The following is a 20908-nucleotide window of genomic DNA, read 5'->3' as shown; positions in this document are numbered from 1 at the left end:
TATATGTATTATGATAAAAGAGAACGCAATCCAATTCTTGACGTTTTTTACTATAATTCCATAAAAAATTGTAACTTTTTTATATGTATTTCGTTGTTATGTATGAAGGGAGGGAAATTAGTGAAACGCAAACAATCATTAGAAGATATTTATTCAGATCATATGCGTGATTTATTTCGCTATCTTCTCTCCCTAACCGGAGATTCCCCCTATGCGGAAGATCTCATGCAAGAAACATTTTACCGAATGCTCGTCCATATTGACTATTATAAAGGGGAAGAAATTAGGCCGTGGTTATTTACAATTGCCTACAACGCCTTTATCGATTGGTATCGAAAAGAAAAAAAATATAAAACAACTACAGTGGAAGAATTCCATTTACCAAACGCGCCAAGTACAGAACATGAATATTTCGTAAAATTTGAGATCGCTAGTTGGTTAGAAAGTTTATCTTCTCTTCCGCTCGAAAGACGAAATGTCCTGCTACTACGAGATTACTATGGATTCTCCTATAAGGAAATAGCAGAAATGACTGGTCTCTCATTAGCAAAAGTAAAAATTGAATTACACCGCGGACGAAAAGACACGAAAAGCATAAAGGAGTGATACAGATGGGTTGTGCAGAATTCAAAAAACTGTGGGAGAAATATGGAAAAGGGACACTCACCCATAATGAACAAGAGCAGTTAGAAAGTCATATTGAGACATGTGAAAAGTGTGAAGCTTACTTAGATGAGCTGTTAACAAAAACCGAACCAATTAAGAAAAAGTTACCTCCAAAAGATTTTAAAGTTCCTTTTTGGAGAATTAAGTGGAAACATCGTTTACAAACGTTTGGTTTTATATTATCAATTTGCATCGTTATCTATATAATCGGCGGGGTATTATCAGCCTTTTATTTTCAAGCTAATAATGATAAAAGGCTAGAAGAAATTAGAGAGGTTCCTTCGCTTACACTTGAAGCAACGATCCCAAATAGCCGTGTTATGGGAGGCGGAACAAGTGTAGAAGCTTTTTTCCGTACGAATAGCCAATTTGATTTAGTACGAACCGTGGGTAAAAAAGAAATCCCCCTCGGTACAATAGAAACAAAAAGCTTCTTATCATCTGTAGATGTTACGAAGCGAACTTGGATGAATCCGTTCTATCAACCAAAACTCTTCTTTGTTCATCCAAAAACAGAGCAGGGTGATTATTTAAAGGATTCATCAAAAAAAGTATGGGATACACTTGCAAAAGTACATGATGGAACCGTTGCAGAAGTAGCAATTTCTTTTGATAAAGCTTACACTTTAAAAGAATTAGAACCGCTTTTATATAGTATATTTGAGGCACAAGAACTCCCTCCAACTCCTGTATGGTACGCTTTAGATACAGGGCAAGAAAGAAAAAATGTAGATAACTATATCCTACATGGCGGAGAAGTTATAGGGTTTCCAGAAAATGTAAGATTCCTCGATAATGAAACTGACGGGCAGAAAACGCAAGAAGACAAAGTAACCGAAATGATGCGCGTCCTTTCTATCCATAAAAAAACGGTAAGCAAAATAGCAGCGCTTTCTGAGAAAGAACTAAACTTAGATAAACGTTATCAATATGTAAAAGATAACGGTGTAAAAGTATACGGAATTGTTATTACTGGCCCGTCGAAAGAGTTATTAAAATTACAAAACTCCCCGCACATACGTTATGCGACTCTTGGAGATATTGAGATTTGGAATTGGTTTGATAATTAATAAAAAAGAAGTAGCGCTCTAAAAAAGATGCGCTACTTCTTTTTTATTCCGAAATCAATTTCACATACATCCCTCTCACCGCTTTTTCATAAGCAATATCATTCATCTGTCTTATGCTTTCTGACACAACAGACGAGTGAATAACTTCATCTTCACAAAGTAACGGCGGATCAATAAGACGCACTTTATTTTTCTGATGTAAATCATAATCGTTTCTATCTTCTTTTACTTTTATATTTGGATGAACTTTGCTTAATAAAACTTCTACTTCGGGGTCATTACATTGCTGTAATTTCGAAATAAGCTCATCATCTTCAAGAAGAAAATCATCTGCATGAATAATCCTTTTATGAAGAGCTACCTTTAACGTTTTCGCTAACATATCATTTCCGTAAATATTCATTGGTTGCATAAAGAAATCAATTACTTCTTTGTAATACGTTTCTGTAAACCACTCTGCCATTTCGATACTTTGAAGAACCATTCTCTTCTCTACTGCAATGACATCCTCTAAAAAACTGTGAACTTCTTCTAAAAAAATATAACCATATGTATACATATCTCGTAATGTATAATCCACTCGATCTGCGCATAATTCGGGCGCTGATCTTTCCAGTAACGTCCACTTCGAATCATCTAATAAAATATCTTCATAGTTATAACCATGCTTCGCAAGGATCGCTGGAATTTCTGAGTTTTTCACAACAGAACTAAATATTTCTTCATGATAACTTTCATCTTTATTATCAAAAACGTAATCAATCACGTGGGAAAAAGCAGTATGTGATACGTCATGTAGTAAACCAGCAATCTGTTCTTCTACTGAACCACCTAGTTTTTTCACTAATAACATAACACCCACTGAATGCTCAAAGCGAGTTACATTCCATTTCTCGTTCATTAAGTAACTTGCGCCTGCTTGATGAATTCCCTTTAGTCTTTGCACAGACTTACTTAAAATTAATTCTTCTACTACTTGATCCACTTCAAATTCTCCGTATAGTACATCTGATATGATCACTTACAATCCCCCTTTATTTTAATCGAGTCTCTTTTATGAAATTAGCACCAACATAAATATTTATTGTTATTTGTTTTTATTGAAAAAATAGAGAGCCATCAGCTCTCTATTTCATAACCCCTATTCAAATGTAACTTCTACCTGCACAATCTCCGACCTACTACCAAGTCTAAGCGGTGGTCCCCAAAATCCAAATCCAGAAGAAACAACTGCGTGGAACGCGCCTTTTTGTGCGTATCCCCAGTCTAGCTCGTACATTCTTCTCGTTACAATATGATTGGGCGCCATTTGTCCGCGGTGTGTATGACCGGATAATAATAAATCTACACCTGCCGCTGCTGCTTGTTTCAACTCAAATGGCTGGTGATCCATTGCGATAACAGGCATCGATTTATCTACCGTACTCATTAATTGTTCAAAGCTTTGGCGATCTCGCTCTGTTTTATCTCTTCTTCCAACGAGATAAAAGTCATCTTCAATTGTAATCACTTCATCTAAAAGAATACGAATATCAATCTTATCCATCTCTTGTAAAAACTCTGGAACCGCTCTACCGTAGTATTCATGGTTTCCTAAAACACCATATACGCCTAATGGTGCTTTCATTTGTTTCATGATTGGTCCCATATTCTTTTGAATGAACACACCTGGATGATCATCGATAATATCACCTGGCAGTAAAATAATATCAGGTTCCATCTCATTTACATGACGAACAAGTCTTTTTAAATGCGAAACGCCAGACAGTTTACCGAAATGCATATCAGAAGCCATCGCAATGCGTAAACTTTTACGCCCCTCTACCTTTTTCGGTATGTGCACCTCGTACTTTCTTACTACCGGACTATACGCATTAAATACTCCATACGCAAAGATAAAGATAAATGCAGCTATCACAGCCGTTCCTGTCCAAATAATTGCCGCTTCTTTCTCCACTGAAAACTGTAAAAGAAAGACCATAATATTAGCTAATGGCAACAACATAAGCGCATATTGTATGACCGCAAACCAAATCGAACCTATCGTTCGCAGAAATGGCAAAAACTTAAACACTTGCACGAGAATGTACGCATATGAAATAAATGCGACTATGAAAGCATAATATCCCCAAGATTCCCAGCCAAATACCGCATGAAGCCAAACCCATCCGTTCCAGCCGATGTAAAACATAAGTAGTGTGTATATAATTAATATGGTAAATATATTGAGATAACGAAGATTCTTCACAGCCAGCCTCCTTATTGATTTCTTTTATTATAACTTGTTATGCACTTATAACGTAAATATTAAGCACTTCGCTCATCATAGTAAAAACCTATAGTTGTTAGACTTGTATCTAACAACTATAGGCACCATTTATATCAACATTGTTTTTACAAATGCTCTTTATAAAAACTTGTTAATTTTTCAACTGCAATTCTTACTGGTTCTGGTTGGTCGTATAAATCGTAATGACTCGCACCTTCCACAACAAGTAAATCTTTTTTCTCTGAAGCTGCTTTCTCATACAGCTCATGACCATCTTTATAAGAACCGAATGCGCCTTGCTTGCTACCGACAATAATTTGCAGCGGCTGCGTTAATAACGTATCTGCTAAATGGAACGCATCAAAACCAATTACCGATCCCATGCTCGTAAAGTTTAGCTTATTTGGAGAGTTAACACTTTGCCCTCGTGGCGTTGTGTAATACTCAACTGCTTCTACAATATCTATATCGGTCATACCCGCTGCTACTAACTCTTCCTGATTTTTAGGAATCCAATTTGTAATCAGTTCCTCTGCTCCGCGTGCTTCAGCAGTACGTTGTTTACCAATCGCCTCTAACACCCCAATTGGACCAGCTTCACGATTTAATCGGCCAATATTTGCACCAACAACTGTGCCAACCGCTTTAATGCGGCGCTCTGTCATCGCAGCATTTACTGCATAACCACCGCCTGCACACACGCCTAACACACCGATACGTTCTTCATCTATATAAGGAAGGGTAGTTACATAATCTACTGCTGAGCGAATATCCTCAACTCGCGCAGCTGGCTCTTCAATATACCTCGGCGCACCTTCACTTTCACCTTGATATGATGCATCAAACGCAAGCGTTACATATCCTTGTTCCGCTAACTTCTCGGCATACAATCCTGCTGTTTGATCTTTACAGCTACTACCTGGATGCACACAAACAATCGCTGCATTTTGTTTCTTTTCCTCAGCACCTTCAGGAATGTTCAAAATACCTGCAACTTGTAAACCTCTTGCATAAAATCTTACATTTTTCTTCGTAACTGCCATATATAAAACCACCCTTATCTTATTTTTAATTTTACACTTGTGAGAGTTATTACTCACGTGTATATTTATAATAAAGCGAGCAACCACTTGTTTCAATGACCACATTTACGCATTTGGGTGATAATACACACGTAACGAAATATGTGTATCAACAACGGAGGAACACCATATGGAGAAAATCGATAGAAGAATTATAAAATCACAAAACGCCATTCAATCGGCATTTATAGAAATGTTAATTACAGATGGATTTGATGAAATTACAGTTAAAAACATTACCGAAAAAGCAAACATCGGAAGAAAAACGTTTTACTTACACTATCTAGATAAGTACAATTTATTAGATAAAATTGTGGATGATCATTTAAATCAATTAAGAGAAATATGCGATATAAAACAAACAAAAGGCTATATAGAAGGAACTTTCATATGGTTTGAATACTTCAAAGAACACAAACCATTTTTCGCATCGTTATTTAGAAGCAACAGCACATTATCATTTCAAAAAAAGTTCCTAACGTTCATCATGAGTGAACTAGAGAAAAAACTAAATGCAAATACTTCAGTCAATAAAAACATTGATAAACATATCGTTTTAAAATTTTTAGGAACAGCTGTCATGGGCATTTTGGAATCTTACGTATTGGATGAAATTGATGATGATATTGAGTATATCGCGACACAGGTTGGGGAATTGATGAGGAGGAATATATAATGGTTATGAAAAAATGTACCCAGATTGTTGGGTGCACTTTTTATATTTTAACGCCTTTATTTTAATCCATAATATTCCTTGATATCATCATCCAAATCATCCCATGCTACGGACATGATTGGGTATGTATTCTTCGATTGTACTTCTATATTTTTATATACGAGGTGAACACGTTCTTTCGGATAGCTGTTTTTCTTTAGCGGAAAAACTTCTATATACTGTTTTCCCTTTTTAAAATATTGATTTAATCCTTCTTTTAGTTCCAGCGAGAGAATTTCACCTTCATAGTTCTTTGATAACTTGATTTTTTATATAGAGATTCCTTTCCTTATTACCTATCCACTTTGCTGCCTTCTTACCATATTTAACACCTTAAAATACTGCTAATTTTCCGCCGGCACTTTCTCATATTTCATCTTCGTACGGTTACCCACTTGGTCATATTCATAGCGTCCAGAAAGTAGAATACTATTCAATGTACTTACTATTACATCTTTCATTTTATTTACGTGGTCATAGTTAAAGGTTGCACCAGTACCGAAAAAAGCAATCCTTCTTAAAAGGAAAGTTTGCTTATATATATTTACATAATCTTCATTTGGAAAACCCAAATTTAAAATCAAAATTCCGAATTATAGGCATTTAAATCCCTAGCTTCTTTAAAGTAATTTCTAAATTTATCATTAATATTTATATCATTACTTAATAACAACATCAAACTGGAATCCCAACAAACAATTTCAAGTTTTGCTTGAGGGTGCTGAATATTTGGAATTGGTACCCAGAGCCCTTCGTTTCCATTTGCATAGGGCTCTACAAGCAAATTATTAATATCAATGTTTATAGACTTATCAAACGCAGATAGTACGCCCCAAATAAATTGAGGATTATATTTCTTTACGAGATTTGAAAGATCTTCACCTGCTATCCAAACTATTGGATGCGACATTTTAGGATAATCTCGGATAAGTTTCTCTTCCTGATGTGCGACAATCTCTATGTCTGTTATAAGCCAATTAAACTCTTTTTCCCTACCTTGAAATGAGTCAAAAACGGAAGCTAAAACTGTATGTTTAGATCCATGTAAAATGAAGTTCATATAATCCCTCCAATTAGTAACAATCGATAAGTTAGCCTTCTTGAACTTATTATGTATAGATGATTAAACAAATACCAATGAATACTGCTACTATACACAATATAATAGTTGTTGCAGTATCTAGCAAAATGCTTACGGCTAGGAAAATTATTGATTTAAGAGCAAAAGAAGGCCCTTTTTCTTTCCATTTCCGATAGATTTGTATCATTGCATAAATTGATAGATTTGTATCATTGCATAAATTAATGGAATCATACCACCTATAATCAGAATAATCCCTATTATTCCCCCCATGTTTCCCCTCCTTTTAAAGATTCGAATCAACAAATATACTATATAATCATACGTTCTCAAAATATATCCTTACATTTTTAGAGTTATTTTATATCCGCGAAACTCTCTAATCAATTAACAATATTTTATTATCTTCTTTGTTTGCTTGTTTATTTACTTTTCTTTGAACCAATGAGGAAACCCTCTACTCCAAATCTCGCCCCATGTAATAGCATTGCTCCCAATCCATTTAACGATTGATAAAATAAGACAAGGGCTTTTTTGGAATCATCGGTTAAACTTGCAATTTAGTTGGAGAAAGAACAAACTGATGATGCGGAAAAACGTAGTATATAGAAGACTATGTAAGGAGTTTTTCATATGATTGATAACAGAATTTCGAAAGATTATGACCATGAAATAGATGATTCTTTAAAAGAAATTACAGATACAACCATCTTACTTAATTTTCAAAAAGCGATTGTAAGTTTATATCCTCATCTAATACCAATTCATGCTTTTGCCTATGACGCATGGGATGATATTGTAATGCCATTGTTTTATGAAATGGTATATAAAACCTTTGCTTTTAAATACGGGATAGATATTAACTTTAAAGAAACTCATACCTATATGTTTTCACTTAATAGTTATAAAGGGATACATCACATCGAGTGTGTTCCAAAGTGCACGACATTTAAGATTTATATTAACGAAGAATGGATTGAAATGGATAATAAAAGTTTGAAAGAAAATGTATTTGTATTTAAGTCATTTGGGGATGGATTGCATTTTCTAACTGGTGGAATTGAAATTGTAGATGCTTATCGTGTAGGATTTGACCTTGTTGAGGTTGATATTGTTTCTACCATAACAGGTCTTCCATCTAAAACAAGTATTTTTATTGATAAAGAGCATGTAGACTTTGTGTTTGTTGCAGAAACATATGATACAAATATCCAAAATTAAAAATTTCATGTAAGAAAGTAGGAAGAATATCTTCATTACTACTAGTACCAAATAGTTATTTGAACACGCTCCGCTATTATATATACAAACTTCCTACTACATTTCATATGAGAAAAAGTTATTACGATAAACAAAGAAAAGGTCTCCTAAAATATATTTTAGGAGACCTTTTCTTCATTACACTTGCATCGCTTTCTCTCTCAATGCTCTTCTTAACAATTTACCCGTCGTATTCTTCGGTAATTCTATTAAAAACTCAATGCTTTTCGGCACTTTATATTTCGCTAAATGTAACGTACAGTAATGCATTAGTTCTTCTTCTGTTACGTTTGCTTGCTTCAAAACGACGTACGCTCGCACAGCTTCTCCTAAGTTTTCATCAGGAACACCGATTACAACAACTTCAGCTACTGATTGGTGCGTATATAATACTTCTTCTACTTCACGAGGATATACGTTATAACCGCCAACTAGGACGATATCTTTTTTACGATCAACGATATAGAAGTAACCTTCTTCATCCATTTTCGCTAAGTCACCTGTATATAGCCAGCCGTCTTTCAATGTCGCAGCTGTATCTTCTGGTGCATTATAGTATCCTTTCATAACGTTAGGTCCGCGAACGATTAATTCGCCGACTGCACCGACAGGTACTTCTTCCCCAAGTTCATTTACAATTTTATTTTCTACATGCCAAATATTTGTGCCAATTGATCCTGGTTTACGAGGACGATCTAGCGGGTTGAAACAAGTAACTGGTGATGCTTCTGATAAACCGTATCCTTCTGAAACAATAACGTTAAAACGTTTTTCAAAGTTTTGCAGAAGAGCAACAGGCATCGATGCACCACCGGAAATACAAAGGCGAAGCGTCTTCACATCTTCTGCGCTTGCTTCTTCAAATAAATATAAATAATTGTACATCGTCGGTACGCCAGCAAAGATCGTTGGTTCGTACGTACGACAAATACGGAATACTTCTTTCGGACTAAATTTCGGTAACATTAAAATCGTTGCTCCGTTCACAATCGGTGCATTTACCGCAACTGTTAAACAGAATACATGGAACATTGGCAGTGCCGCAACGACGCGATCGTCAGCAGTAAATTGTAAATAAGACGCAACATCATTCGCATTACTATATAAATTTTTATGTGTGAGCATAGCGCCTTTCGGTTTTCCAGTTGTACCTGAAGTGTATAGGATAACCGCTACATCCTCTTCATCTAGTTCAGGGCCTTCGTATTGTAAATCTCCAGCCCCCACAAAACTAGTAAACGTTTTCATTTTTTCGGTTTCTGTATGGTTAAAATCTGATGAGGTTTCGCATATGATGATGTTTTCTAATGAAGGAAGTCTTGTTGTAAGAGATTGTATAACAGGTAGAAGGACGTCGAGTACGATGATTGTTTTTACATCTCCATTTTGTAAAATGTAATGCATTTCGTCTGCTGTATAAATTGGATTAACTGGAATAACAGTTGCTCCGGCTTTCATTGTTCCGTATAAACCGACCAAAAAATGTGGTGAGTTCCCAACAACTAATGCGACATTGTCCCCTTTTCCAATGCCCATTTCTGCTAAATTGCTAGAAAACCTTGTGACCATTTTGTTTAATTGGTCATATGAGACCGACTGATCCATAAATATATAAGCCGGTTTTTCCCCCTTCTTTTTTGCCGTTTCAGCCAAAGATTGAACGAGATTCACAAAAACCCCACCTTTATAAAATTTAGAATATTTAAAAATTCTAAATTAATTATATTAAAAGAAAATTAAAGTGGCAAGTGATATTCTATTAACTGCATATAGACAGATCACCTTCTCTTAGTTTAATTTGGAAAAATAAGGGGATTTTATTTACAAGTAATTTATAACACTAGACCAAAAATCATTTTAGGATAATATGCACTCATCTTTTTTCTAAGATTTTCAAGTTCCTCTTTATTTAAGCTCGTATACTCCCCATACAAATTCAAAACGTCCGCTCCATTTTCATGAGAATACACGGTAACATATAACGTCGGTAACCCTTTGTTGTTTTCATCTATTGATAAGACGACATCTGGCGTTTTATTAACAGTGCTGAATGTTTCATTTCTTTTCCACTTCTTATTTTGAAACATGTCTTGTATATCATGTATCTTTCGTTTGTTATCTGTATGCGTAAAATATATAACATTATCCTCCGCTGGTTTTCCGATAGACAAAATTGTACGACTTGAGGGCGATCCACTGTTACACGCTGTCATTCCGATGACAAAGCTGAGTAATAATACAACGTACATTACCCTTTTCATATCAATCCGCCTCCTTTTGAATATATATATTCCTTTATAAGAGGCAGATGTCCTGTGATTTTATGGTGAATGAAATTATATCCGCGATTTTTCGAATATATCGACTTACCGAAAAAACGCGACAATCTACGCAAAAAAAGAGGCTGCCCGTTATGGCAGCCTCCCTCATTTTTAGAAGAATAAATGTAAGAAATCTTCAGTTGTAATGTTACCGAAGTAGCGTGCGATATCTACGCCTTCTAAAGCTGCAGTGAATGTATCTTTATCGAACTGAACGCCTGTTAGACGCTCTTCGATATCATGAACATCTAGTGAACCGAAGAAGTCGCCGTAAATTTTGCATTCTGTTACTGTTCCTTTTTTCACTTCCAGACGAACGTCAACTTGTCCAACTGGGAAGCGGTGTGAATGTTGTAAGTTGAACTTCGGTGATTTTCCGTAGTTCCAGTCCCAATTGCGGTAGCGCTCTTCAGAAAGTTTATGGATTTCTTTCCAATCCTCTTCTGTTAATTCATACGTTGGGATTTCTGTTTCTCCTTCGAAAATTGTTTCTAGAAGAAGTTGTCTAAACTCTTCTGTCGTCATTTCTTCGTTTAGGAACTCTGTAATGTTCGCAACGCGGCTACGGATTGATTTAATTCCTTTTGATTGGATCTTATCCATTTTTACTTTCAGTGCTGATACGACGTGATCGATTTCAGAGTCAAATAGTAACGTACCGTGACTGAACATACGACCTTTCGTTGAGAACTGCGCGTTACCTGAAATTTTTCTTCCTTCAGCTAAAATGTCGTTACGACCACTTAGTTCTGCATTTACACCTAATTTACCAAGCGCTTTCGTTACAGGCTCTGTGAATTTTTTGAAGTTGCTGAAACTATCTCCATCATCTTTCGTGATAAAGCTGAAGTTTAAGTTTCCTAAATCATGATATACTGCGCCTCCGCCTGATAGACGACGAACGACATGAATACCTTTTTCTTTTACGTAATCTGCATTAATTTCTTCTACTGTGTTTTGGTTTTTACCAATGATAATCGAAGGTTCGTTAATGTAGAACAGTAAATATGTTTCGTTAATATCTAAATTTTTCACACAATATTCTTCAATCGCTAAGTTTATTCTAGGATCTGTAATTCCTTTATTATCAATAAATAACATCGTATCACCTCATGAGTTCCATACGTAGCCACTATGCGCTAGCGTAATATGGCCACTGAAAATTTGTTTTGCTTCTGTTACTAAATTAGATGGGTTTCCTGTATGCGGTAAGTGCGTTAATAAAAGTTCTTTTACATTCGCATCTTTTGCAATACTTGCTACTTCTGTACTATTCATATGCCCTGCTTTTGCAGCCTCTTGATGTGCATACATATTACACTCACAAATGAAAAGATCAGCATCTTTCGTGAATGGAATGAATTCAGGAATATAACTTGAATCAGCGCTGTATACTACAGCACCATCTCCAGCTGTAATACGCATCGCAAAGCATGTAACAGGATGAACAGTTTTTAAGAACGAAATCGAGAACGGTCCAACTTGAAGTGTTTCTTCTGGATTGTACGCGATTCCTTTCGTATGTGGTTCATGTGTTAAAGAATGGAATCCATTCTCGTCAAACGTATGACCGTATATTGGTAATTCCGGTAGTTGCCTTGTTGTTGCACTCGTAATTAATCTCGCATATTGCAATACCCCAATGTCCGCAACATGATCGTGATGATAGTGTGACAGTACAACTGCATCTATATGAGATGGTGTTATATATTTTTGAAGCTGTGCTAGTACACCACTACCACAGTCTACAAGTAAACGAAAACCATCGTGTTCAAACAAATACCCCGACGTTGCTTCTCCCGCTTCTGGAAATCCGCCCCAAAAGCCGACAACAGTCATTTTCATATGTATCCATCCTTTCTAAAACCGAGTAGGAATGCATGTTTCACTTACATTCTACATTGTTAACTATAATCCATTTCCTAAACTTTTTCATTAATTTTCAATTTTGTTATAAAACAGTTGTTGACTTTTATTTTTTGTACTAATACAATGATAGTAAGAAATGGAAATGGAGGGATTGACATGATTGATCAACCAATGGAGTTTTTCAGAAATTTACCGACGAAAACTTGTGCGCACTGTGGGAAAGAAATTGATGAGCAACACGAAGCATACCATAACAAATGTGATGACTGCGTTCACGAAGAATAGTAGTTTATGAACATAAAAAAACCTAGCAGACATAGTCTACTAGGCTAATAACATCGTATCCTTCTTCATCGTTGAACCTTTCACCAAGAGCTCCAGTTCAAACTCATACAATTCTTTTTGTCGATAATTTTTCGTATGGATTTTATCCATCATCAGGTCGACAACTTTTCGGGCCATCTCATCGATTGGCTGTTCAATTGTCGTAATACCTGGCTCTGTAATCTGTGATAATATTTGATTATCAAAACCGATAACAGCGAGATCATCTGGAATGCTCCAGTTATGGTGCTTCGCCTCTGAGATAATTCCAGCTGCTACCTCATCGCCTCCTGCCAAAATCGCGGTAGGATTTTTTTTGTCCTTTAATACTTCATGGAATATTCGTTTTCCATCCTCCCAAGAGAAAGCGTTTTCAAGAAAATCAATCGCTTCTACTTGGCGGCTCTTCTCAGTTATTGCACGTAAAAAGCCCATTTTTCGCTGCTGGCTAACTAATTTGGTTTCGTTACCACGGCAAAAAATAAGATTGCGATATCCTTGATCTAACACATGCTTCGCAGCTATGTATGCTCCTTGCGCATGATCAAACTTCACTGTTGGAATATTTGCTTCCTCAATATATTCATTACATAACACGATTGGACCGTGCTGTAAGTATGGCTCTACATCTTCCCACGGATTTTCTAGTGAACATAGAATAATCCCATCTACTTGTTTCGTAGATAATAATTGTAAATACTCCATCTCTTTTTCAGGTAAATATCTTGTTTGACAAATAATCAGTTTATATTTATGTTCAGAAGCTGCAATCTCGATTGCTTCAATAAATCTACTGAAAAAAGGATTTGTAATCCTTGGAACTAGCACCGCAATTGTTTCCGTTTTTTGTTTACGAAGCCTTCTCGCCGCAGAATTAGGAACAAAGCCTAAATGCTTCATTGCTAATTGAACCCTTTTTTTCTTCTCATCTGAAACATATGGATGATTATTAATCACCCTAGAAACCGTTGTCCTTGATAACCCCGCTAATTTCGCCACGTCCTCTATAGTCGACACGAAATTCTCCCCCTTTGCATGAAAACGTTTTCTTAAATTGATTATATAGTATATTATTGGAAACTGCAATATCGGTTGTTATGATTTTACTATATTAATATTATACATAGGTAAAAGTCTGTTAATGGAGGGGCAATATACTGCTTTTAGACATTTACGGTAGGTACATTCCTTTTCTTAATACCATATATCCTTTATTCAATATAAAAGCCCATCAATACATCGTCTCCATATGATCCATCTTCATACTTTATTTGCTTTCGTTGTCTCCCTTCTTCTACAAAACCCATACGTTTGTACACTTTAATTGCCCGATCATTAACAGAAACTACACCTAAGCAAATTTTCTCTAAACCTTTCTGCCCTTTAGCCCAACTAATAAGAAATTCAATTAATTTCGTGCCGATGCCTTGATTACAATACGCCTCTTTAATCCCCATTCCCATTGTGCCTGCGTGTTGTAACCGTTCTAGTTCATATCGGTTGAAAAGTAAAAAGCCAACTACCTTCCTATCTACTTCATACACGATATAGAGATTACCTTTCTCATTGCTTTTCCGTATCTTTTCTCTTTCTACATTACTATCATTCGGTAACTTCTTTGGGGATACTATGAAAAATTTTGTAGTAGTTTCCGATAATATAATTTCTTTTCTAATATTCATAATTGCTTCTGCATCAGTCTCTTTTACTAACCGTATCATTGAATCACCTCGTACTTTTTCTTTTTAAAAATAATATTAAAACTATAAAACGTCCAATATGCAATATTACATATTGAGAATCTTTTTACTCTTGATACAATATTCATAAATAAAAATAAAAGGAATATATGGAATGAACCCTATCTTAACAGATGCAAAACAACTATTACATAAAGAAGAAAAAATTTTATCTACTTTAAAATGTTCACTTACTGGCTATATGATTACGCATAAAGTCCCGTATCCTGGCATGTTACTTGCTACTAATCAAAGACTTCTCTTTTTTAGCCAATATAAAAACACATTCATTGCCGAATTTGATTATGAAAAAATTCTATCCATAGAAACGAAGAGAAGAATCTTTGACAAAAAAATAATATTTTACTATGAAGATGAATATATAACGCTTGGATACATTACAAGTTCGAATGTTGAAGCGTTCATAGACTTACTACAAAGAAACAGCAAGACTAGCACAGGCTTATAATCAGCGGGGATCCCCTCGCTGATTCATTATTTTAACTCCTCCCACTTCGTCCAAACTTCTCTCCCGTTTATACGGTACATACTATCCTCTCTATCCATAAACCTATGTACAATAAATTCACGTCTAATTGTACAAAAATCATCATGATATTGTTTTATAAATGTATTAATTTCTTTTTCTGTATATTGATTTTCAGCATTTAACTTGCTAATTAAATGCTCTAACAATACTAATTTTTTCTTCTTTTGACCTGGAATCGATTTTAAACGATTCTCTTTATCAAAAAAGTTACGAATGGTCGTATCACGGAATTTCATCTCACTTTCAGTCATTTTTTATCCTCCATCGGTTTTTATACAATAAAATTTATCGTTTATCTTTACTATCCTTCTTCATTCTTTCACTTACAACATCCATAAAGTAATATCCACTAATTAGCACATAGTAAAATAAAAGTAGCCCTAGTATATCTTTCATACTCGTATATTCTTTTTTCTGAAACAAGATAGGTGAAAGAGAGAAAACGAGAAAGAAGATTAATGGATATAAGATAAAATAGTAAGTAGGATTGCCTTTCATCATATCAACTCCTCTACCCTATGTTTCTCTGTAAATTGTTGTAATTCCTTTTCTTTCGTTTCTATAGCTTTTAGAAAGATTTATAGATGAACCAAGGAAAAGATGCCCTCTATTAAAATAAAAAAGCACCAAAAAGGTGCTTTTTTTACGCTTCAACCGATTGATTTTCAGCAACATTTTTAAATTGTCGTTTGTGCATCAAAGTTAAGGAGGCGATTGTTCCAAGTGATAATACAACGATAAAGATCATGAGCATTCCTATGTTTTGCCACATGAAGTTAAAGTCTCCGCTTGATACGACTGCTTTCAATCCTGATACAGAGTATGTCATCGGTAACCAAGCATTAAATGGTTGTAAAAACTTCGGAATTAACTCTAACGGGAATGTTCCAGCACTTGTTGTAAGCTGAATAATTAATGTGATGATGGCGATGAAACGCCCTGCATCACCGAATGCTGTTACTAAACATTGAATTAATGCAATAAACGCTAAACTTGTAACGATGCTAAAGAGTATGAAGTACGGAATACTTTGTACTTCTACACCTAATCCGAACAGTAATATAACATCTGCTACTATCGCTTGAATAATACCGACTGATAGTAACACGCCGAACTTACTAATAAACCAACTAAATCCTGATTTTGGAACGCCAACTGTATCACGTAATGGATATACGATTGATAATAGTAATGCCCCAACGAATAAACCGAGTGATAAGAAATACGGTGTAAATCCAGTTCCGTAGTTAGGAACTTCCGCCATTTTCTCCGTCTTCACCTTTACAGGACTTGCAAACATATCATACGTTTTATCTGTCCCTTTTACTTCCCCAGTTTTCTCTGCCCCTTCCCCAAGTTTCTCAGCAAGTTCACCTGAACCATCGTTTACTTTCACTAGTCCATCAGTTACTTTTCCTGAGCCGTCTGCTAGTTTATTTACGCCGTCGATTAGCTGGGTTGAGCCTGTTGACATTTGATTTAGGCCACCATTTAGAGTACCTAAGCCAGTTGTTACTTGGCTTGAACCGTCTGTTAATTGCGTTATTCCTCCTGACATTTGATTTGCTCCCGCGGATAATGTACCTAAGCCGCCTGTTACTTTGCTTGAACCATCTGCTAATTGGTTTACTGCTACAGATACTGTTCCTAAACCACCTGTTACTTGACTTGAGCCATCTGCTAATTTGGATACTCCTACAGATACTGTGCCTAAGCCGCCTGTTACTTGACCAGACCCATCTGCTAATTTGGATACTCCTACAGATACTGTGCCTAAACCGTCTGTTACTTGACCAGACCCATCTGCTAATTTGGATACTCCTACAGATACTGTGCCTAAACCGCCTGTTACTTGGCTTGAGCCGTCAGCTAATTGATTTATTCCACCTGCCATTTGGTTTGCTCTTTCAGATACTGTTCCTAAACCGCCTGTTACTTGAGCAGATCCATCTGCTAATTGATTTATTCCACCTGCCATTTGATTTGCTCCAGCATATAATTCACCTAATCCTGCTGTCACTTTTCCAGATCCGCTTTGTAATTGCGTTACTCCATCAATTAATTGAACTGATCCATCTTTTAATTTGTTGGCACCTATTTTTGCTTTATCTAATCCCTCACCAAATCCATGAAACTTACTAACAAATTCATTTTGTGCGTTCGTCAGTTTCTCAATACCACCTGCTAGCGTTTTTACCCCTTCTGGATTTGGTAATTTATTTTGCAATCCATTTGTTGTTTGATGTATTTCGCCCTTTAATTGTTTTACTTCTTCATTTAGTTTATTTGTTCCACCTGCTACTCCGGCAGCCTTTTGCTGAACTGTCGCTGTACTTTTTACAGCACTTGTTATGAACGGTTGTAACTGCTCTTGATATTCTTTTGGTAAACTTTCAATTTGCTTTTGTAAATTCGCTACATCTTGCGCTGCAGTTTTAGCATCTCCTGCTGTTGATTGCGTAAGTTCATTTAACTGATTTACATTCGCCCCAGCTCCATCTATTTTTTCATTTACTGTATTCAATATAGAAGGAACTTTCGACTGCATTTCCTCTAAGCCTGCAGCAGACTTTTGTACGTTACTATTTAAATCTTGCAATCCCTTTTGAATTTCTTGAGACCCTTTTTCTAATTGACTTCGCCCTTCAACAAGTTTTCCCATACCATTTGAGAGATCAGTTGTTCCTGTTTTTAAATCACCGGATTTACTTACTAATTCGTTCAAGCCACCGGTCACTTTCTCAGATCCATCACGCAATTCGCCAATTCCTTTTTGCATTTCACCCGTTTTGCTATTTAGCGTATTTAAACCGTCTGTTACTTTGCCTGACCCAGATACTAATTTTCCGATACCTGTTTGCATCTCACCTGTTTTACTATTTAACATGTTTAAACCATTCGTTACTTTCCCGGAACCGTCTACTAATTTCCCTATACCTGCATTGCTATTTAATGCATGTAAACCATCCGTTACTTTTCCGGAGCCATCTACTAGTTTCCCAATACCTGCATTGCTATTTAATACATGTAAACCATCTGTTACTTTGCCTGACCCAGATACTAGTTTCCCAATACCTGCATTGCTATTTAATACATGTAAACCATCTGTTACTTTGCCTGACCCAGATACTAATTTTCCGATACCTACATTGCTATTTAATACATGTAAACCATCTGTTACTTTTCCAGATCCGTCTACTAATTTCCCTATACCTATCTGCATCTCACCTGTTTTGCTATTTAACGTATTTAAACCATTTGTTACTTTGCCTGATCCATCTACTAATTTATTAGATCCATCTGCTAATTTCTGAGCTCCATCCTTCATCTCTCCAGACTTCCCTTGAAGTGTATGAAGGCCATCCGTCACTTTACTGGAACCATCATGCAGCTCACTTGATCCGTCGTGTAGTTTATTTGCTCCTTCCGCCCCATCTGCTAATCCTTTTGAGACGTCTTGAATAGAATCAAACATTTTCTCTGCATATGTTTTCGTTAACGTACTTGATACTTCACCTTTAATTTTTTCAATGGCTGTTCCGCCAATTTGTGAAGATAAGAAGTTTAAGCTTTCGTTTGGAATGTATTCTAAATTTAATGGTTTTGGATCATCTTTTAATAACGTTGTAGCGTTACTTGAGAAGTCATCTGGAATGCGTACTAACATGTAATACTTTCTACCTTCCATTCCTTTTTCCGCTTCTTTTTCACTTACAAATTCCCATTTGAAACTTGTATTATCTTTTAAGTTATCAACGAGCCCTTTTCCGACCTCAATTGGTTTCCCATCAAATACTGCACCTTTATCTAAATTGACTACCGCAACTGGTAAATCATCTAACTGTTTATACGGATCCCAAAAGGCCCATAAAAACATACCTGCATATAAAATTGGCACGAATAAAACCGCGATAATTGGAATTAATATTTTTTTACTTTTTATAATTTCAGTAAACTCTTTACGAAGTAACTGATTCCATTTCATCATTTCTCCCCCTTTTCTAAATGACCACATTGTTCATTTGGTCATTTTCACTCAAACAAAAAGGCTATACTTGTTCATACATATGCCTTATCCCCGAATTTATTACTATGCAACTTTTTCTCATTATAATTATAATTTTTCTATAACTCCTCCTCAAATTAAATATATGACCTCATTATTAATTTGGTCATTTTTTTATAAAATTAAAAGGATCATCTTAGTTTGACAATCCTTTTAGTAAATAAAGTTCAAATAACTCTGCAATTTTTTCTTTTTCTAGCGGTTCATGATTTTTTTCCCAATCAAAAATAAGCGATACATATAGACGAAGCATAATAAATGCTGTAATTTCTGGATCACATTTGCTAATTTCACCTTTTTCAATCGCAATCTTTAAATACGATTGAATAACAGAAACAATTTCCACATCAACTTGTTGCATGACTTCTTGTACTTCTTTCGTTCCCATATCGCGCTCTTCTTGAATTAATTTAATCATGAGCTGATGTTCTTTTCTAAATTCCAAGATGCTATATAATGCTCTATGTACATTTTCAAAAAATGAAACATCTGAACGAATTGCACTTTCTGCAACTTGCTTCATTTCTGTAATTAAATTAGAAATAATTTCACCAAATAGCTCTTCTTTATTTTTGAAAAAAGTATAAATCGTTCCTTTTCCTACATTCGCTAACTTCGCTACTTGATCCATCGTTGTTGCTTTATAACCGAACGCTGAAAAAGACTTTGTTGCAGCTTCAATAATAGAACGTTTTCGATCTATCGCCACATCTTCACCTCCAAAAATGACCAATTGGATAATATAGTCAATCAGTACACCTTTGATATTACCACACGCTTACATTCTAGACAAGTTCTCTTTTTTATTATTTCCAGTATAAAAAAATTCCAGTCAGTGTATATCATACTGTCCATAGTTTATCAGAAGAAAAGAGAAAAGGAAAAGGTGTTCTTAAGATATATGATTAAACCTTACTTCACAACAACAAAATTCCTCTTTTTCAAATAATCAAATAAAAAAACAAGAAAATCTTTACAATTAATAGTAATATAGAAAATAGACAAGTTTATCAAAATAGTGGAGGCTTTTTCAGTCATGATGCGTGCGCTTCGTTTAAATATAAAGCAAGCTTTTTGTAATCGTGTTTCTTTAATTATTATGTTTAGTGGACTAGCTCTTATTTTTATTTACCATTATTATTATGTAATTCGTTACATTGGGGATGGAACGGATGCGTTTGTAACAACAGCTTTTAAATGGATTGGATTTCGCGACAATGAAATGGATGTTTATTTATTATTAATGCCCGTTATTGCTAGTTTCCCCTTTAGTACAAGTTACAATTCGGATAAATCAGATGGTTTTAAACCGTTTGTAAGTAAAGGGATTTCTTTGTTCCCTTATTCAGTAACGAAATATATCGTTACATTCTTTTGTGGCGGACTTCTTTATACATTTCCATTCATCTTATCGTTATTATTTTGCAAATTAACCATTCCAGACGGAGAACCGACGGCTGGTTCAGGCATTATAAATGATAATGGGATGTTTGCAAACTTATATTACGAATCTCCCCTCACTTACATTACTGTATATATCGGAATTAATTTTTTATTTGCAGGTTTAATGGCCCTTTTAGGACTTGCAGCATCTGCGTGGTCACAAAAGGACTATATGGCGATTCTCTTCCCATTTGCAGTTGCCTCCATTCCATACGTCCTGCTAAATACGATATTCCCTACAATAGGCGGAGCGCCTTTTCATTTATATGACCCAAAACAACCGTTGCATGGCATGTCGCCGTATATTTTAACGATGCAATGCACTTTTTTCCTTCTCGTTAGTTTATTCATGTACATACAAGGAGTAAAGCGTGATAGAAAAAAATATAGAAGAAGGTTGCAAAGAAGAGAGCGGTGTAGAAAGGCTTTTCAAGTATAATAAAACCCTAATTT

General features: G+C 35.4%; 22 protein-coding genes and 1 pseudogene. 7 read left to right on the top strand and 16 right to left on the bottom strand.

The genetic code is table 11. The features are described from left to right. Positions 1–120 precede the first annotated feature (120 nt). Both BCG9842_RS05380 and BCG9842_RS05375 read left to right on the top strand, forming a co-directional pair. Positions 121–606 (top strand): RNA polymerase sigma factor, encoded by a 486-nt coding sequence (locus BCG9842_RS05380; protein WP_000823972.1) that lies wholly within the window; start codon positions 121–123, stop codon positions 604–606. Between the two features lie 5 nt (positions 607–611). Next, complete coding sequence (locus tag BCG9842_RS05375; RefSeq protein ID WP_000501649.1) at positions 612–1736, top strand: anti-sigma factor; 1125 nt, start codon at positions 612–614, stop codon at positions 1734–1736. 43 nt (positions 1737–1779) lie between these two features. Here BCG9842_RS05375 and BCG9842_RS05370 read toward each other — a convergent pair whose 3' ends face one another. The 3 genes from BCG9842_RS05370 to BCG9842_RS05360 all read right to left on the bottom strand — a co-directional run bounded on the left by BCG9842_RS05370 (position 1780) and on the right by BCG9842_RS05360 (position 5048). After that, positions 1780–2757, bottom strand: a complete 978-nt coding sequence (locus tag BCG9842_RS05370; protein ID WP_000587057.1) for an HD domain-containing protein — start codon at positions 2755–2757, stop codon at positions 1780–1782. 120 nt (positions 2758–2877) lie between these two features. Continuing rightward, entirely contained in the window at positions 2878–3984 is a 1107-nt protein-coding gene (locus BCG9842_RS05365; RefSeq protein WP_000793738.1) for a metallophosphoesterase, read from the bottom strand. A 146-nt stretch (positions 3985–4130) separates the two neighbouring features. Further along, positions 4131–5048: an alpha/beta hydrolase gene (locus tag BCG9842_RS05360; RefSeq protein WP_000301547.1), complete on the bottom strand. Its 918-nt coding sequence runs from the start codon at positions 5046–5048 to the stop codon at positions 4131–4133. Positions 5049–5217: 169 nt separating this feature from the next. Between BCG9842_RS05360 and BCG9842_RS05355 the strand changes: the two genes are divergently transcribed. Further along, complete coding sequence (locus tag BCG9842_RS05355) at positions 5218–5763, top strand: TetR/AcrR family transcriptional regulator (protein ID WP_000411005.1); 546 nt, start codon at positions 5218–5220, stop codon at positions 5761–5763. Positions 5764–6146: 383 nt separating this feature from the next. On the opposite strand, the gene BCG9842_RS31555 is transcribed toward BCG9842_RS05355, so the two are convergent. The 3 genes and pseudogenes from BCG9842_RS31555 to BCG9842_RS31875 all read right to left on the bottom strand — a co-directional run bounded on the left by BCG9842_RS31555 (position 6147) and on the right by BCG9842_RS31875 (position 7156). Continuing rightward, positions 6147–6374 (bottom strand): hypothetical protein, encoded by a 228-nt coding sequence (locus tag BCG9842_RS31555; protein WP_012614766.1) that lies wholly within the window; start codon positions 6372–6374, stop codon positions 6147–6149. Positions 6375–6382: 8 nt separating this feature from the next. After that, on the bottom strand, positions 6383–6862 hold the full coding sequence (locus tag BCG9842_RS05345; RefSeq protein ID WP_001009366.1) for a hypothetical protein: 480 nt from the start codon (positions 6860–6862) through the stop codon (positions 6383–6385). A gap of 49 nt (positions 6863–6911) precedes the next feature. Then, positions 6912–7156, bottom strand: a pseudogene (locus BCG9842_RS31875) (hypothetical protein). 360 nt (positions 7157–7516) lie between these two features. Here BCG9842_RS31875 and BCG9842_RS05335 point away from each other — a divergent pair. Continuing rightward, positions 7517–8104 carry a hypothetical protein gene (locus BCG9842_RS05335; RefSeq protein ID WP_000566767.1) on the top strand — a complete coding sequence of 196 codons (588 nt, stop codon included), beginning with the start codon at positions 7517–7519 and terminating at the stop codon, positions 8102–8104. A 177-nt stretch (positions 8105–8281) separates the two neighbouring features. On the opposite strand, the gene BCG9842_RS05330 is transcribed toward BCG9842_RS05335, so the two are convergent. The 4 genes from BCG9842_RS05330 to BCG9842_RS05315 all read right to left on the bottom strand — a co-directional run bounded on the left by BCG9842_RS05330 (position 8282) and on the right by BCG9842_RS05315 (position 12309). Next, positions 8282–9814 carry a fatty acid--CoA ligase family protein gene (locus BCG9842_RS05330; protein ID WP_001055198.1) on the bottom strand — a complete coding sequence of 511 codons (1533 nt, stop codon included), beginning with the start codon at positions 9812–9814 and terminating at the stop codon, positions 8282–8284. Positions 9815–9975: 161 nt separating this feature from the next. Further along, complete coding sequence (locus BCG9842_RS05325; protein ID WP_000832635.1) at positions 9976–10404, bottom strand: hypothetical protein; 429 nt, start codon at positions 10402–10404, stop codon at positions 9976–9978. 171 nt (positions 10405–10575) lie between these two features. Next, complete coding sequence (locus tag BCG9842_RS05320) at positions 10576–11565, bottom strand: lipoate--protein ligase (RefSeq protein WP_000897261.1); 990 nt, start codon at positions 11563–11565, stop codon at positions 10576–10578. A 9-nt stretch (positions 11566–11574) separates the two neighbouring features. After that, positions 11575–12309 (bottom strand): MBL fold metallo-hydrolase, encoded by a 735-nt coding sequence (locus tag BCG9842_RS05315; RefSeq protein ID WP_000784692.1) that lies wholly within the window; start codon positions 12307–12309, stop codon positions 11575–11577. A gap of 180 nt (positions 12310–12489) precedes the next feature. On the opposite strand from BCG9842_RS05315, the gene yhfH reads away from it, so the two are divergent. Continuing rightward, positions 12490–12618, top strand: coding sequence for a protein YhfH (yhfH, locus tag BCG9842_RS05310; protein WP_000567010.1), 129 nt, complete (start codon positions 12490–12492; stop codon positions 12616–12618). A gap of 39 nt (positions 12619–12657) precedes the next feature. Here yhfH and BCG9842_RS05305 read toward each other — a convergent pair whose 3' ends face one another. Both BCG9842_RS05305 and BCG9842_RS05300 read right to left on the bottom strand, forming a co-directional pair. Next, positions 12658–13674 (bottom strand): LacI family DNA-binding transcriptional regulator, encoded by a 1017-nt coding sequence (locus tag BCG9842_RS05305; protein WP_000103710.1) that lies wholly within the window; start codon positions 13672–13674, stop codon positions 12658–12660. Positions 13675–13868: 194 nt separating this feature from the next. Next, entirely contained in the window at positions 13869–14378 is a 510-nt protein-coding gene (locus BCG9842_RS05300) for a GNAT family N-acetyltransferase (protein ID WP_000620474.1), read from the bottom strand. Positions 14379–14511: 133 nt separating this feature from the next. Here BCG9842_RS05300 and BCG9842_RS05295 point away from each other — a divergent pair, with 133 nt between their 5' ends. After that, entirely contained in the window at positions 14512–14865 is a 354-nt protein-coding gene (locus tag BCG9842_RS05295) for a PH domain-containing protein (protein ID WP_001068229.1), read from the top strand. A gap of 26 nt (positions 14866–14891) precedes the next feature. On the opposite strand, the gene BCG9842_RS05290 is transcribed toward BCG9842_RS05295, so the two are convergent. The 4 genes from BCG9842_RS05290 to BCG9842_RS05275 form a co-directional block, all read right to left on the bottom strand. After that, the gene (locus BCG9842_RS05290; protein ID WP_000140302.1) at positions 14892–15197 is read right to left on the bottom strand and encodes a DUF2087 domain-containing protein; all 306 of its coding nucleotides are present in this window, start codon (positions 15195–15197) and stop codon (positions 14892–14894) included. A gap of 34 nt (positions 15198–15231) precedes the next feature. Then, positions 15232–15447: a hypothetical protein gene (locus BCG9842_RS05285; protein WP_012614763.1), complete on the bottom strand. Its 216-nt coding sequence runs from the start codon at positions 15445–15447 to the stop codon at positions 15232–15234. 142 nt (positions 15448–15589) lie between these two features. Next, positions 15590–18931 (bottom strand): YhgE/Pip domain-containing protein, encoded by a 3342-nt coding sequence (locus tag BCG9842_RS05280; protein ID WP_000871855.1) that lies wholly within the window; start codon positions 18929–18931, stop codon positions 15590–15592. Positions 18932–19148: 217 nt separating this feature from the next. Beyond that, positions 19149–19721 (bottom strand): TetR/AcrR family transcriptional regulator, encoded by a 573-nt coding sequence (locus BCG9842_RS05275; protein WP_000963381.1) that lies wholly within the window; start codon positions 19719–19721, stop codon positions 19149–19151. 327 nt (positions 19722–20048) lie between these two features. On the opposite strand from BCG9842_RS05275, the gene BCG9842_RS05270 reads away from it, so the two are divergent. Next, positions 20049–20894: a hypothetical protein gene (locus tag BCG9842_RS05270; RefSeq protein ID WP_000984163.1), complete on the top strand. Its 846-nt coding sequence runs from the start codon at positions 20049–20051 to the stop codon at positions 20892–20894. Positions 20895–20908: the final 14 nt, after the last annotated feature.

Origin of the sequence: Bacillus cereus G9842 (assembly GCF_000021305.1) — a bacterium.
Lineage (GTDB): Bacteria > Bacillota > Bacilli > Bacillales > Bacillaceae_G > Bacillus_A > Bacillus_A thuringiensis_S.
Note: the sequence above shows the minus strand (reverse complement) of the source record. Positions and strands in the feature narration are given on the sequence as shown.

Bases quoted from the DNA above. Each gene is read 5' to 3' on its own strand.
- BCG9842_RS05295 (WP_001068229.1), top strand. From the start codon at position 14,512: ATGAACCCTATCTTAACAGATGCAAAACAACTATTACATAAAGAAGAA.
- BCG9842_RS05325 (WP_000832635.1), bottom strand. From the start codon at position 10,404: ATGAAAAGGGTAATGTACGTTGTATTATTACTCAGCTTTGTCATCGGA.
- BCG9842_RS05335 (WP_000566767.1), top strand. From the start codon at position 7,517: ATGATTGATAACAGAATTTCGAAAGATTATGACCATGAAATAGATGAT.
- BCG9842_RS05285 (WP_012614763.1), bottom strand. From the start codon at position 15,447: ATGATGAAAGGCAATCCTACTTACTATTTTATCTTATATCCATTAATC.
- BCG9842_RS05375 (WP_000501649.1), top strand. From the start codon at position 612: ATGGGTTGTGCAGAATTCAAAAAACTGTGGGAGAAATATGGAAAAGGG.
- BCG9842_RS05300 (WP_000620474.1), bottom strand. From the start codon at position 14,378: ATGATACGGTTAGTAAAAGAGACTGATGCAGAAGCAATTATGAATATT.
- BCG9842_RS05345 (WP_001009366.1), bottom strand. From the start codon at position 6,862: ATGAACTTCATTTTACATGGATCTAAACATACAGTTTTAGCTTCCGTT.
- BCG9842_RS05280 (WP_000871855.1), bottom strand. From the start codon at position 18,931: ATGAAATGGAATCAGTTACTTCGTAAAGAGTTTACTGAAATTATAAAA.
- BCG9842_RS05355 (WP_000411005.1), top strand. From the start codon at position 5,218: ATGGAGAAAATCGATAGAAGAATTATAAAATCACAAAACGCCATTCAA.
- BCG9842_RS05320 (WP_000897261.1), bottom strand. From the start codon at position 11,565: ATGTTATTTATTGATAATAAAGGAATTACAGATCCTAGAATAAACTTA.
- yhfH (WP_000567010.1), top strand. From the start codon at position 12,490: ATGATTGATCAACCAATGGAGTTTTTCAGAAATTTACCGACGAAAACT.
- BCG9842_RS05270 (WP_000984163.1), top strand. From the start codon at position 20,049: ATGATGCGTGCGCTTCGTTTAAATATAAAGCAAGCTTTTTGTAATCGT.
- BCG9842_RS05290 (WP_000140302.1), bottom strand. From the start codon at position 15,197: ATGACTGAAAGTGAGATGAAATTCCGTGATACGACCATTCGTAACTTT.
- BCG9842_RS05360 (WP_000301547.1), bottom strand. From the start codon at position 5,048: ATGGCAGTTACGAAGAAAAATGTAAGATTTTATGCAAGAGGTTTACAA.
- BCG9842_RS05315 (WP_000784692.1), bottom strand. From the start codon at position 12,309: ATGAAAATGACTGTTGTCGGCTTTTGGGGCGGATTTCCAGAAGCGGGA.